The 13,948-nt window shown below is 45.4% G+C and carries 13 protein-coding genes; all 13 read left to right on the forward strand.

Annotation, left to right across the window (positions count from 1 at the left end; genetic code table 11):
* Nucleotides 1-132: 132 nt before the first annotated feature.
* The 13 genes from Q1A86_RS08560 to Q1A86_RS08620 all read left to right on the forward strand — a co-directional run bounded on the left by Q1A86_RS08560 (nucleotide 133) and on the right by Q1A86_RS08620 (nucleotide 13,948).
* On the forward strand, nucleotides 133-861 hold the full coding sequence (locus Q1A86_RS08560) for a FimV/HubP family polar landmark protein (RefSeq protein ID WP_299805398.1): 729 nt from the start codon (nucleotides 133-135) through the stop codon (nucleotides 859-861).
* Nucleotides 862-1,069: 208 nt separating this feature from the next.
* On the forward strand, nucleotides 1,070-1,282 hold the full coding sequence (gene rpmE, locus Q1A86_RS08565; RefSeq protein WP_220762057.1) for a 50S ribosomal protein L31: 213 nt from the start codon (nucleotides 1,070-1,072) through the stop codon (nucleotides 1,280-1,282).
* Between the two features lie 207 nt (nucleotides 1,283-1,489).
* Nucleotides 1,490-2,263: a thermonuclease family protein gene (locus Q1A86_RS08570; protein ID WP_299805401.1), complete on the forward strand. Its 774-nt coding sequence runs from the start codon at nucleotides 1,490-1,492 to the stop codon at nucleotides 2,261-2,263.
* A gap of 204 nt (nucleotides 2,264-2,467) precedes the next feature.
* On the forward strand, nucleotides 2,468-3,718 hold the full coding sequence (locus Q1A86_RS08575; protein WP_299805404.1) for a malic enzyme-like NAD(P)-binding protein: 1,251 nt from the start codon (nucleotides 2,468-2,470) through the stop codon (nucleotides 3,716-3,718).
* Nucleotides 3,719-3,888: 170 nt separating this feature from the next.
* On the forward strand, nucleotides 3,889-5,796 hold the full coding sequence (gene csrD / locus Q1A86_RS08580) for an RNase E specificity factor CsrD (RefSeq protein WP_299805406.1): 1,908 nt from the start codon (nucleotides 3,889-3,891) through the stop codon (nucleotides 5,794-5,796).
* Between the two features lie 216 nt (nucleotides 5,797-6,012).
* A complete protein-coding gene (locus tag Q1A86_RS08585; RefSeq protein WP_299805409.1) occupies nucleotides 6,013-6,894 on the forward strand; it encodes an MSHA biogenesis protein MshI in 882 nt (293 codons plus the stop codon).
* Complete coding sequence (locus tag Q1A86_RS08590; protein WP_299805412.1) at nucleotides 6,891-7,499, forward strand: PilN domain-containing protein; 609 nt, start codon at nucleotides 6,891-6,893, stop codon at nucleotides 7,497-7,499. Before Q1A86_RS08585 ends, Q1A86_RS08590 begins: the two co-directional genes overlap by 4 nt.
* Nucleotides 7,496-8,152 carry an MSHA biogenesis protein MshJ gene (locus Q1A86_RS08595; protein WP_299805415.1) on the forward strand — a complete coding sequence of 219 codons (657 nt, stop codon included), beginning with the start codon at nucleotides 7,496-7,498 and terminating at the stop codon, nucleotides 8,150-8,152. Before Q1A86_RS08590 ends, Q1A86_RS08595 begins: the two co-directional genes overlap by 4 nt.
* Nucleotides 8,153-8,258: 106 nt before the next feature.
* Complete coding sequence (locus Q1A86_RS08600; RefSeq protein ID WP_299805418.1) at nucleotides 8,259-8,468, forward strand: hypothetical protein; 210 nt, start codon at nucleotides 8,259-8,261, stop codon at nucleotides 8,466-8,468.
* 5 nt (nucleotides 8,469-8,473) lie between these two features.
* Complete coding sequence (gene mshL, locus Q1A86_RS08605; RefSeq protein ID WP_299805421.1) at nucleotides 8,474-10,141, forward strand: pilus (MSHA type) biogenesis protein MshL; 1,668 nt, start codon at nucleotides 8,474-8,476, stop codon at nucleotides 10,139-10,141.
* A 2-nt stretch (nucleotides 10,142-10,143) separates the two neighbouring features.
* The gene (locus tag Q1A86_RS08610) at nucleotides 10,144-11,052 is read left to right on the forward strand and encodes an AAA family ATPase (protein ID WP_299805424.1); all 909 of its coding nucleotides are present in this window, start codon (nucleotides 10,144-10,146) and stop codon (nucleotides 11,050-11,052) included.
* Nucleotides 11,049-12,215 (forward strand): tetratricopeptide repeat protein, encoded by a 1,167-nt coding sequence (locus Q1A86_RS08615; RefSeq protein WP_299805427.1) that lies wholly within the window; start codon nucleotides 11,049-11,051, stop codon nucleotides 12,213-12,215. Before Q1A86_RS08610 ends, Q1A86_RS08615 begins: the two co-directional genes overlap by 4 nt.
* Entirely contained in the window at nucleotides 12,215-13,948 is a 1,734-nt protein-coding gene (locus Q1A86_RS08620) for a GspE/PulE family protein (RefSeq protein ID WP_299805430.1), read from the forward strand. The genes Q1A86_RS08615 and Q1A86_RS08620 overlap by 1 nt, the downstream gene beginning before the upstream one ends.

Below are 13,948 nucleotides of genomic sequence, written 5' to 3' on the forward strand. Positions count from 1 at the left end.
ATGGGACGATGTGAGCCAAAAGTCGTCACAGTACTTGCATCTAGTGCGATAAGTGTCGATGTTAATAGCTAAAATGTGCGATTTACGATTTATAACAATAACTAATAAACGATTTAACTAGGAAACACTTTAATGAAAAGAGTCATATGGGCGTTAGCTGGCATGATGATGCTGTCAACAGCCCACGCGCAGGTGTCCCACGTGAGTATTAATGAGCGACAGTTTGAACTCGGCCAGCATCCCAGCCTAAAACTCAATATTGTTTCATCTCACAGTAACTTGAAGAAAGTGCAGTTTTCTATTCGTCAGGCGAGTGGTGAAGAACGACTCATTTCTAGGCCTTTGACTAGTTTTATGGTTGAGGTGACGGGTATCGAAGATGTCGTCGATAAAGATGCGCTATTAATTGTAAAGGAGTATCGAGTTAACCGCTGGTATCAGGTCAAGAGGTTGAGCCTTTTTAACCCAAATACGCGGGAACTGGAAATGGACAGTCAACATAGCACGATGCGTTCTTTAACTGGTGAAAATAGAACCCAGTCCGAAGTAAAGGCGATGGCGCTAAAGAGTGGAGTTAGAGTTAGTGGTGCTGATGTCATCGTTAGCCGTGTAGATGACTGCCAAGTTGAGTTCAACGGTAAAGAGAGTCTGTGGCGCATCGCGAATCGACAGTCACAGCGCTGGGGAATTAGCCCTTACGGATCCATGCTGGCTATCTTTGAGGCGAACCCTAAGGCGTTTAACCGGCAGAGTATTCATGGCTTAAAAGCAAAGGCGAAGCTGGAATGTCCATCGATGACTACCTTGGAAAAGTATGCCGACGCTAAGGCTGCAGAGAAGCAGTTTGATGCAATGAAATAGCATTTTTAAGATGAGTATATAGACTCGGGCCTCCCTTAAGCGTAGGCTTTGCGCGGTGGCGAGAGATTATTTATTGATCACGCATTGCATTGCTTGAATCTATCATTTATATGCTGTAGTATTCGCCGCCTAAATAATTTTATTAACTGCATGTGGTGTCCGACTTCGGGTTGGAAGAGCGACATGGCCTTTTACTGAGGTAATTCCAATGAAACCAGGCATTCATCCTGATTATGCAGAAATCACTGCAACATGTACTTGTGGTAACGTTATCAAGATTAACTCTACTGTAGGTAAAGATTTACACCTAGACGTATGTGGTGCATGTCACCCATTCTACACTGGTACCCAGAAAGTTATGGATACTGGCGGACGTATCGACAAGTTCAACAAGCGCTTTGGTGCACTTGGCAAGAAGTAATTACTTCTGCAATGAATTTAAAAAAGGCGCCTTCTGGCGCCTTTTTGCTATCTGGAATAAGCGTTCAAACTGCGCATTAGTCTTACACTGTCGGATAGCTATCGGTCGTGGGATTGTGATACTTTCAAACTTTTACAGAGTGGCATTAGTGTATCTATGCTTTTCGTGAGCCAAGAAAGGGAATGCTTTTAAAGGGAGAGCTGTGACATGAGGCTAATAAAAATATTGGCAGTCATACTGTTAGCTTTGCAGGCTTTTACGCTGCAAGCGAGTCAGTGCATCCCAACTCAGTTTGATGAAACTGTTACTCTAGATTACGTTAATGATGGCGATACCCTCACCTTAACCGATGGTCGACTGCTCCGTCTTATAGGTATCGATTCGCCTGAAATCGATTTTAAATTTCCTATACTTTCTCAGCCTTACGCGAATTCTGCAAAAGAGTATCTATCGGATAGGATTAAACCCGGTCAAACTCTGTTACTGGCTTTTGATAAGCGGCGCTTAGATCCTTTTGGGCGTACACTCGCCTATGTTTACACGAAAGAATTACAGCATCTGCAAGAGTTGATGCTAGCTAATGGCTATGCCAAGGCAAGAGTCTATCAGAATGATTATTTTTGGCATTGTTTGAGTCAAATAGAGCAAGTTGCCCGCGAAAATCAAGTGGGACTTTGGGGGCTTAAAGATTACCAAGCTAGATCAACGGATGCACTTTCACGCAATGATACAAATAAATGGCTAGAGGTCGGAGGTGTGGTCACTGGTTATGAAAGAAAAGGTCAAAATTTTGAGCTTAATATCGACAATAACTTAGTGGTGATGATGTCTCAGCAAGATATTGGTAAGTTTAGTAACATTTTAACGCTAGATCTGCTCGGAACTGGCGTAATTGTCCGGGGGGAGTTGTATTTTTCTTACGGTAAATATCGGCTAAATGCGACGCATCCATCCCAGATAACCATGAAAAATAGGCCTTAGGAATAATATATAGCGATAAAGTTAAAAAATGAGAAGAACTTATTTGAAATGACCTGAGATTCAAGTATCTTAGCGGCTATCAACTAACTGTTTTTTGCTCAATAAAAGTACATTGAAAATGTATCTTTCTTGAACAGAGTGATTAACCTTTTAGTTGTCGACCTTTCGCTCAGGATATTATTAGTCGCACTCAGGATTAGAAAAATGGCAGATCTTCGTCAACAAGCCCTCGATTATCATGAATTCCCCGTTCCAGGCAAAACAGCAGTTTGCCTAACTAAGCCAGCAGAAACCAGCATGGACCTCGCCTTAGCATATAGTCCAGGCGTAGCTGAACCTGTCCGTGAAATTGCGGCTAATCCAGACAATGCATACCGCTTTACAGGTAAGGGCAATACTGTTGCTGTTATCTCAAATGGTACGGCAATCTTAGGTTTAGGTAATTTAGGCCCATTAGCCTCTAAGCCTGTAATGGAAGGTAAAGCGCTACTTTTCAAACACTTTGCGAATATCGATGCGACAGACATTGAAGTTAAACACAGAACGTCTGAAGAGTTCATCAACACAGTTGAAGCGATTGCCGACACGTTTGGTGGTATTAACCTTGAAGATATCAAGGCTCCAGAGTGTTTTGAGATTGAAAAAGCACTGATTGAACGTTGTAACGTACCAGTGTTCCACGATGATCAGCATGGTACTGCGATTGTAACTGCGGCTGGTATGATCAACGCTCTTGAAATTCAAGGCAAGTCTATCGAAGAAGCCGTGTTTGTATGTATGGGCGCCGGCGCAGCTGCTATCGCCTGTATGACTATGATTGTGAACTGTGGTGCTCAGCGCGAAAACGTTTACATGCTAGATAGAAAAGGCGTTATTCATACTCGTCGTGACGACATTAACGAGTATAAGGCGCTATTTGCCAACAACACTGACAAGCGTACTCTGCAAGATGTAATTAAAGGCGCAGACGTCTTCCTGGGTCTTTCAGGCCCAGATGTATTAGGCGCTGAAGATGTGGCAATGATGGCCGATAACCCAGTTATTTTTGCTTGCTCTAACCCAGATCCTGAAATCAAGCCTGAGCTGGCTCACGATGTACGTAAAGATTTGATAATGGGCACGGGTCGTAGTGACTACCCTAACCAGGTTAACAATGTACTTTGCTTCCCATTCATTTTCCGTGGCGCGCTAGATGTTCGCGCTTCATGTATCAATGATGAGATGAAGATTGCAGCTGTACACGCTATCGCCGCGTTGGCGAAAGAGCCTGTTCCTGCGTCAGTGCTTGCAGCATACCCAAATGTTGACTCTCTAGAATTTGGTCCTGAGTACGTGATCCCTAAACCAATCGATGCACGTCTTCTTCCAAACGTGGCTAAAGCCGTTGCTATTGCAGCGATTGAGTCGGGTGTTGCGACAATTAAAGAGCTACCTGAAGGCTACATGGAGTCTTAATCACTTCGTGCTATGTCATAAAATAAGGGCCTAAGGGCCCTTTTTTGTTGCCGAGAGTTTTTCGATTACTGTATAACTGAGGGATAGGTTGCCTTAATCTGCATTTTCCATCATCTTGCTATGGATAAAGCAGATTTAGACAATAAAAAGATCCTGCAGGAAGCGGACTGATGAAACTGACTCGAATTCTAACTAAAAAATTGACTAGCTTTTGGCTGATGTCACTCGCCGGTGTGGCATTTATCAGCTTCTTGACTGCCATGGTTAGCTTTATTCAACTAACTTACACCTTTCAGCAGCAAAAGGTGACCGAACTAGAAACCCTCATTGAGCAGCAGTTTTCTCAGCAAGCGGGTGACCCCCTAGACGCATGGTTAACGCCTTTACTGCGCGCTTATCGAGCAAATTCTTTTACTTTATCCCAAAGCAACCAACCCATTTTTAAATATTTGCCGTCGACACCTACAAAAGGAGGCGTTCACTACCAGAGCTCCCTAGCCGATGGAAAGTTAATGATGAAGCTCACCTTGCCTCAGCCATTTAGTAAAGCCGATGTGAGTTGGGGTGAACTCTTGATCATCATCATAGGCTGCACGGCGGTATTTGTGTTTGTTCGCTTCGGTTTTCGTTGGTTTTCGGTGCACCTCACCGGTATTGAGGATCTGGCGCTACGCTCCAGTCTGATCCTGTCGGGTAAGCATGATAAGGCACTGGCAGAAAAGGGCGATGGTAAGCCTAGATTAATCAATCGAGCACTCACGCACCTACTGTTAGAGTTAGATGATGCCCATAAAGAGCGGGCACGCTTCGATCAGTTTATTCGCTCAAATACCTTTCTCGATGCCAGTACCGGTATTGGTAATCGTCTGTTTTTGAAAAATCGACTCGATGCCCTCAGTAATCACTCGGGGATGATGACGCCAGGGGTATTGTATCTATTAGAGATGGAAGATTTGGACCTGTTAAGCAATGAGCTTGGCGAATACCAGATTGATGAGCTGTTATCTCAATTAATTGCCACTATTAATCAAATTTTAGGGGATAAGGCCAACAGTATTTTCTCCCGACGTTCATACAATCAATTTGCCGTGATTGTACCGCAGATCTCGCAGCACGAAGCCGATCAGCTAGTGGCTAAGCTATTGCGCTTAGTCTTGAGTCAGATGAATGCCCTCGTTCCGCTGCCAGATGATTGTTTCCATATCGGCGGCGCATACTTTAAGGTCGGAGACGATAAGGATGCGTTAGTCGAAGAGGCGGAGCTGGCATTGCGCTCGGCGCAGTTTCAAGGCAGTAGCAGTTGGTTTATGTATGATAAAGGCGCTGTTGATGGGGATTTGTCGAAAGGTTCTGTGCGTTGGCGTAGCTTTCTCGAAAACGTTTTGGTTAGCAAACGGATTTTCTTGTTTTCACAGCCAGTTGTGGACAGTGACTCCCATGCTCATCATCAAGAGGTAACCTGCCGATTACGCGATACACAGGGTAACCTTGTCAGAGCCACACTGTTTCTACCCATGGCAATAAAGTGTGGTCTAACCCCGCAAATTGAGCGTCAGGTCATAGAGATGGTTCTGTTTGATCTGTTGCCAAAACATAAGGATAACAGTCTCAAGTTTAGTATTAACTTAAGCTTAGATACCTTGAACAGTCGTGCTTTTGTGCGCTGGTTGAAGACCACACTACTCGAATATCGTCATCTAGCCCCAAGGCTTATCTTTGAGGTGAATGAAGATATCTTAGTGAACCATCAGGAGCAGCTCGTAGCACCCTTGGAAATGCTCAATAAAATGGGGGCTAGCATCAGTGTCGATCGTGTGGGACAACAGGTGGTTAGTACTGAGTATATTCACCATTATCCCATCTCATTAATCAAGCTTCATCGTTCTATCGTGAATCAAATCCATTTGCGTGCCGAGAATCAATTGTTTGTTCGGAGCCTGATTGCAGGTCTGTTTCGAACGGGAGTGCAGGTGTGTGCAGAAGGAGTGGAAGTATTCGAGGAGTGGCAAACCCTGCAAATTTTAGGGGTGAGTGCGGGTCAGGGAAGCTTCTTTAGTGAACCGATCGAAGAAGTATAGTTTGTTTCATTTTTGTGTGTGATTGTTACACACCATTCCTAAATTGGGGCTTTATCTATAATTATCAGGGATAAGTCGCTACACTAATGGCATAATAAGTGCCTTGCGCTGTTTAGATAAGTTTTCACAGTCGTAAATAAATAAATTTAAGTGGTCATCTGAATCTTACAAGTTCATCTAGATAAGATTTTTTGATAATTTTTAAGGCATAGATAAATGAAAGAAAGCCTGTTGGATAATATTCAGTTTTGGCGCAAACCTATACCAACACTCGAGTTAGGCATTTATATATGCGCAGAAAAAATATCCGTCTTTCAAGCCCCAGCAGCTAAAGTGGGCGCTAAAGCTATGACATTTTCATTTAAGCATCACGACTGGGAGAGTGCATTCTCTCAGGTAGCTAAAGAGTTTGGTATAGCAAGAATTCAAATTGTATTAGCCTCCGATTTCTATCAACTTTTACTGGTCGATAAGCCGAACGTGCAAGATGAAGAGCTCAATGCCGCGCTGCTTTGGTCCGTGAAAGATATTGTGACTCAGCCTGTCACAGACATTCATTTGGATTACTTCGAATCATCAAAACAGGCCAGCAATAAAGTAAATGTGGTCGTCACTGAAAAGTCGTTATTAACCGCTCTGTTGTTGGCGGCTAAGAGCGAAGGTTTTCAAACAATGGGTGTTTCAATCGAAGAGATGGCGATGAGCAACCTGTTCAATGACAATCAGGCCCGATTGGTATTAAGCCATCGTGAGGGGCAAGAGTTGCTACTGACGGTTGTTAGAGCCGGTGAAGTCTTCATGCAGCGTCGACTCAGAGGATTTCAACAGCTTGAAAAAATATCTGCAGAAGATTTAGCCTATGGCGTCGCTGATAACTTAAGTCTAGAGATCCAGCGTTCTATGGATTACTTTGAGAGTCAGCTTCGTGAGGCTCCCGTTTCATCAATTGAGTTAGTCATTGATGGGGAGCGAGAGCAGCTTGCGAGTCTAATTAGCGCTAACTTTAATCAAGCCGTCACTCCCCATAAAGGTGCTTCTGTTGACGTAACGTTTGCTGAGCTGGCCTTAGCTGAAAATTTGCGAGGTCAGCCGCAATGAAATTAAGGGTAAACCTCTATTCCGATACATTGTTTCCACCAGAATTACGCTTATCTTTCTTAAGATTAAATCAGGCGATGCTAGTGATTGCGGTGGGACTGTTATGCGCGAGCGCACTTGTCTTTGCATTGAATACTAGCCTTGAGTCTGACAAGACTCAGCTTGTGCAGGCTAAACAAGCTCTCGATGCTGAGAAAAAAGATCTGGAAGCCGCACTCGCGAAGCGGGGGCCGAGTGAAGCCTTGGTTGACGAAGTGAATCTAAAAGCGCAGCAGTTGGAATTGAAGCAGCAGCTGTTCGGTAAGCTTAGCCAGCAAGAGGTGTTAACAAGTTATGGTTATTCACCATTAATGACTGATCTTGCCAGTGTCGCTGACTCGAGTCTTTGGCTCGAACGTATTCAGGTTAATGAGAAAAGCTTTGTTTTTGAAGGTTTTACTTCTAGCCCTAAGAGCGTGCCATTATGGATTGAACGTTTAAAAACGACAACGACGCTAAAAGGGCATGCTTTTGCAACTATGACGATGAATCTAGGCGAAAACCAGCCGCTTGCTTTTAAGCTAACAAGCGCTGCGACTCCTACGGATAAGGAGTTGATTAAATGAAACAGCAATGGAAGTTAGTCGCTGAGAAGTTTGATGTCTTAAGTCAGCGTGAGCGGATCTTAGTGGCTGCGGCCGTGCTAATTGTTGCAGGCTTACTGTTTTATATACCACTCGAGTCGGTTTTAAAGCAACACGGAAAACTTAGTGAGCAGATCCAAGTGCTTGAAAGTGAAAACAGGATCTCTGAGCAGCAAATACAGCTATATGAAGAGAGCTTTCGAAAAGATCCCGATGAAGATTATCGTCAGCGTTTAAACAATATTAATCAGCAAAATATATCGATCGATGAACAGCTGTCTTTTCAGATGGTCGATATGGTTCCTGCCGATCATATGCCGACCCTGTTGGCGGAGCTGCTTTCAAAGATAAAAGGCATCAAGCTAAAATCCTTTACCTCAATTGCTCCCACTCCGTTATTAGAGGTGGGTGAAGATAAGAAGGTAAATTTATACAGTCACGGTATTCGTCTCGAATTTGTGGGGGATTACTTTGCGGTACTGAGGTTTATTGAAGCCGTGGAAAATATGCCTAACAAACTGTATTGGCGCAGCATGGACTATCAAGTCGATACCTATCCTAAGGCCTCTGTTTCATTAGAACTTTATACCTTGAGTATTAATAAGGACTTTATCAGTGTTGCCCAAAAAGATTAGTGCGCTATTGATTGCGTTCCTGTGCAGTACTTTAGGGTTAAACCTTAATGCTGCTACGCTGCGGGATCCGACTAAGCCAGGTTATTCATCAGGGAATTCAACCTCGGTGAAATCGACTACCAATAATAGCTTAGTGCTTAATAGTATCGTGAAGAAAGATAACTCAGCTTACGCTGTGATAAATAATCAAATTTTCACCTTAGGTGAAAGTGTAAAAGGTGTCAAAATTGTGCATATAGGTAAAGACAGCGTGTCGTTAGCCGACGGCCGTAAACTGACAATGTTTCAAGCTATTACAGACTTTAAGGGACTATAATTAACATGCGCTCAATGACCTATATCACTCCTTTGCTGTCTTTATTATTAGTGGCTTGCCAAACCGTCGACAGACCCAATCCTGTCGAGTCTAAGCAAGCCCTGGCTGAGTCTCTAGCGACTAAAGAGGTGGCTGCAGCAACGCCACCGCCAGCAGTCATGCCTGATGATGTTCAACGTGAACTGTCATCAAACAACTTGCTAGAAGGGTTTGCCCCAGCAAGACCTACAGAACGTCGCTTCGATGTGTCGGCTAATAATGTCGATGCTAAAGTCTTCTTTCCCAGTCTTGCTCAAGGTACCCCTTTAAGTGTCGCAGTGCATCCAGACGTCACCGGTAAGATCTCTTTGTCATTAAAGAGCGTAACCTTAAAAGAAGCCCTACAAGTTGTAGAAGATATTTACGGCTATGAAGTCAGCCGCGAAGGTCGTGTATTGCGTATCTTCCCTGCAGGTATGCGCACCGAGACTTTCTCATTAAACTACCTGTATATGGAGCGTCAAGGCCTGTCGTTGACTTCGGTGAACTCTGGTCGTATTTCAGATAATAACTCCAACTCTGGTAGCAATAGTAACAGCAGCAGCAATAGTAATTTCAATGATTCGTCGAACTCTAGTTCTAGCTCTGATAGCAATAACAACGAGCAAACCAACGGCACCTTTATCCGCTCTAAGACTAAGTCTGATTTCTGGGGCGAGTTACAAGAAACGCTAGTTTCTATCATAGGTAACACTGGCGGCGGACGCCAAGTGGTGGTGACACCTCAAGCGGGCCTGGTGACGATTAGGGCTTACCCTAATGAGATCAGACAGGTGCGAAGCTTTATTAAGACCGCGGAAAGTCATTTGCAACGCCAAGTGATCTTGGAAGCCAAAGTCCTCGAGGTGACTCTGTCTGACGGCTATCAGCAAGGCATTCACTGGGAAAGTGTATTGGGCCATGCAGGTAGTACCGACATTAGCTTTGGCACCAGCCCAACTTCTGGACTGAGTGACACCATCACTAACGTTTTGGGTGGAGTGACCTCTATTAAGCTAGAGGGATCGGATTTTAGCACCATGATAAACCTGCTCGATACTCAGGGTGATGTCGATGTGCTATCTAGCCCACGTGTCACAGCATCGAATAACCAAAAAGCGGTCATCAAAGTCGGTACCGACGAGTACTTCGTAACGGACGTTTCTTCAACAACCGTGGCTGGTAACACGCCTGTGACTACCCCAGAGGTTGAGTTGACTCCTTTCTTCTCTGGCATTGCCTTAGATGTGACGCCACAAATTGATGAGCAGGGTAATGTGTTACTGCATATCCACCCATCCGTTATCGATATTAAAGAGCAGACTAAGACTATTAAGATCTCAGATAACACCCTTGAGCTACCTCTAGCACAAAGTGAAATCCGTGAGTCAGACACAGTGATCAAGGCTGCTAGCGGTGATGTTGTGGTGATCGGTGGTTTGATGAAGAGTGAAAATATTGAACTGGTTTCTAAAGTTCCTCTACTGGGTGATATTCCATTCTTAGGCGAGGCCTTTACTAACCGCGCCAACTCTACGGTTAAGACAGAGCTAGTGATTTTGCTTAAACCAGTCGTTGTCGGTGCCAATACTTGGGAGAGCGAACTCAAGCGTTCTCAAGAGCTACTCGACCGCTGGTATCCTGAGGAGCAGTAAGCTTGTATCTGCAGCATTTTGGATTAACAGAAACCCCGTTTTCGCTTACGCCGAATACGGGATTTTTCTTTGGCCTTGCGCCGCATGTAGAAGCCTTACAAGTGCTGCAAACGGCACTGCAAACTGGCGAAGGCTTTATCAAGGTTACCGGTGAAGTCGGCACGGGTAAGACGCTCATCTGTCGTAAATTGATGAATGATCTGCCTGAGCGTTTTCATTGTGCTTATTTGCCTAACCCTTACCTCACTCCAGATGAGTTGCGCTGGGCGGTGGCGATGGAGTTGGGGCTCAAGCATTCAAGCCAGATAGATCAGCAACAACTTACAGGCCTTATTCAGCAGCAACTTCTAGCCTTAAGTGCGCATGGACATTCGATTATCTTAGTGCTCGATGAGGCGCAGGCTCTGCCTGATGAGAGCCTCGAAGCCTTGCGTCTGTTTACTAACTTAGAAACAGAGAGCCGTAAATTGCTTCAAGTTGTGTTATTCGCTCAGCCAGAGTTGGACGAGCGTCTGGCGCAGAGTAAGTTTAGGCAGTTAAGGCAGCGGATCACCTTTAGCTATTGTTTACGTCCGTTAACGGTTGAAGAGTCTATGGCGTATATTCAGCATAGGTTAACCGTTGCTGGCAGCAGCAGTGAACGCTTATTTAGTGAGTCTAACGCTAAGCGTATCGCGAGAGCCGCTAGAGGGATCCCAAGGTTGATTAACGTGTTAGCTCATAAAGCTCTGCTTGTAGGTTTTGGTGAAGGAGCTAAAACAATTGAGCCCAATCATGTCGATGCCGCTATTACCGATACGGCTGATGCCATGAAGCATCAATACGACATGGTTAAGTGGTTCGTGGCCACTATGGTCGTTATTGGCAGCGGTTTAGCTGCATTTTTCTGGTTTAAAGGAGGCGTTGCATGAGCGTAATCAACAAGATGCTCAAAGATTTAGATGAGCGCCAACAGCCACATGGTATCGAGAGTATGGCCACTCCACAGTTGGCATTTAAGCCTAAGGCTTCATCGAAGCGGACCTTATTGCTGACCAGTATTGTTTCTATAGCCGTCGGTGGCTTGGTTGTGTTTTTTGGCTTAAATCTGATGCAAACAGAAACAGCTAAGACGGAAGTCGCTATGACTGAAGCAGTTAATGCAACAGTGGCTGAGACGAAAAAGGCCGAGACGGTAACAGCTGAGACGGTAACGGCTAAGACGGAAACGGCTAAGACGGAAGTCGCTATGATTGAAGCAGTTAATGCAACAGTGGCTGAGACGAAAAAGGCCGAGACGGTAACAGCTGAGACGGTAACAGCTGAGACGGTAACGGCTAAGACGGAAACGGCTAAGACGGAAACGGCTAAGACGGAAACAGTTAAGGCCGAAGCTGTGCACTCGGAAGTCGCTAAGATAGAAAAGCCAACGCCTGCCGAGTTAAATATTGCGCCAGCGAGTCGCTCTAACCAGTTACATAACAGCGGCAATATGGCGGTTAAGGAAGTTAAGCTTTCACCTGAAGAGCTGGCTCAGAAACAGATGATTTTGGCTAGCGATGCTCAGCAGCAAGGGCTGCATAGTGATGCGTTAACTTATTACGAAGCGGCGCTCATGTATAACCCTGCGCTACACCAAGCGAGACGACAAGTTGCGGCGCTGTATTATGGCCAGAATAAATTAGCCAAGGCTGCCAAAACGCTAGAGCAGGGACAGTTACTCTTCCCGCAGGAGTATGAGTTCTCATTGCTATTAGCACGGGTTCAGCAGGCGGGCGGACAGAGTGAGTTGGCGCTTAAGAGCCTAGCTATGATCCCCGACAGTAGCGGTTTGGCGATTAAAAAGTGGCATCAACAGAGTGATTTAGCACAGAAGCAAAAAGACTTCCCAGTTGCGGAGCAGAGCTTTCGTCAACTTGCCAAGCATGAACCTTTACAAGGTCGATGGTGGATGGGGCTGGCTTACGCGTTAGATGCTCAGCAAAAATATACCGAAGCCAAATCAGCCTATAACCAAGCTTTATCCCAAGGTAACTTATCGGCTCAGGCTAAAGTCTACGTTGATAATCGATTGCTGCAGTTAGGAGCGTACTAGTGAAACCCAAGTTAAAGATGCGACTCGGTGATCTGCTTGTTCAAGAGCACATCATCTCTGAAGAGCAGTTACAGCAAGCATTAGGTGAACAGCGTAATACGGGAAAAAAGCTTGGTCGTACACTAATCGACTTATCATGTATCACTGAGCAGCAATTACTGCAGTTTTTGTCGCATCAGCTCAATATTCCTTTTATTGATATTAGTAAGCGTGCCATTGCGACGGAAGTCGTGAGTCTGCTGCCTGAGGTGCAAGCTCGCCGTTATCGCGCTCTGGTTGTCGAAGACACTGGTGAGGGCGTGCTGGTGGCGATGAGTGATCCTGCCGATCTACAGGCCATGGATAACTTGGAGCTATTATTGGCACCAAAGAGTATCTCTATTGCGGTAGTGACTGAACAGCAGCTATTACATGCTTTCGATAACCTCTATCGTCGTACCGACGAAATTGCACAAATTGCTGGTAAATTAGAAGAAGAGTATGCGGCAGATGATCTATTCGATCTAGGTAGCCTCACCGAGGGTGACAGTGACAACGAAACCACAGTGGTTAAGCTGTTGCAGTCTATCTTCGAAGATGCCGTGCAGATGCGCGCCTCGGATATCCATATTGAGCCTGGTGAGAAAGCGCTACGTATTCGCCAGCGTATCGACGGCCAGTTACACGAAAATATCTTGCCAGAAGTCAGCATCGCAGCCGCCTTAGTTTTGCGCTTAAAGCTGATGGCAGGTCTAGATATTTCTGAGAAAAGACTGCCCCAAGATGGTCGTTTCCATATGGAGATTAAAGGGCATAAGATTGACGTGCGTATGTCGACCATGCCGATTTACCATGGTGAGTCAGTAGTGATGCGTTTGCTGGATCAATCGGCAGGCCTGTTAACCTTAAATGAAACCGGGATGCCTGCTGAAATGCTGGCAAGGGTGCGTCGGCAGATCAAGCGCCCTCATGGCATGCTACTAGTAACGGGCCCGACGGGTAGCGGTAAAACCACGACGCTATATGGCGTCTTGAGTGAGTTAAATACTGCAGATCGCAAGATCATCACAGTTGAAGATCCGGTTGAATATCAATTACCGCGCATTAATCAGGTGCAGGTAAATCACAAGATTGGTCTCGATTTCTCAAATGTACTGAGAACAACATTACGACAAGATCCCGACATCATCATGGTCGGTGAGATGCGTGACCAAGAGACAGTAGAAATTGGTCTTCGCGGCGCTTTAACTGGTCACTTTGTATTATCTACCTTGCATACCAACGATGCAGTAACCAGTGCCCTGCGTTTGCTAGACATGGGCGCGGCGAGTTATCTGGTTGCGAGTGCGCTGAGGGTCATCATTGCCCAGCGCTTAGTGCGCCGAGTGTGCCAGAACTGCGCCATCGATTATCAGCTTTCAGCCCCAGATAAAGCCTGGCTATCTAGCGTGAGCAAGCTCGATTACTCAAAAGCAACATTTAGAATCGGTACTGGCTGTCAGAGCTGTAATGGCAGCGGCTATCGCGGTCGAATCGGTGTATTTGAAATTCTAGAACTTGATGAGCCTATGATTGAGGCGATGCGTACGGGCAACCCGCAGGACTTTACTCGCGCCGCTTATCAGAGCCCTAATTTTACGCCGCTTGCAGAATCAGCGTTAAAGTACCTAGCTCAAGGGATGACGACAATCGAAGAGGTCGCAAAACTTGTTGAAGATGTTAGTGACACTCAAATAGAACCTAGCGAGGCTTAA

Source organism: uncultured Shewanella sp. (genome assembly GCF_947497935.1).
Taxonomy (GTDB): Bacteria; Pseudomonadota; Gammaproteobacteria; order Enterobacterales; family Shewanellaceae; genus Shewanella.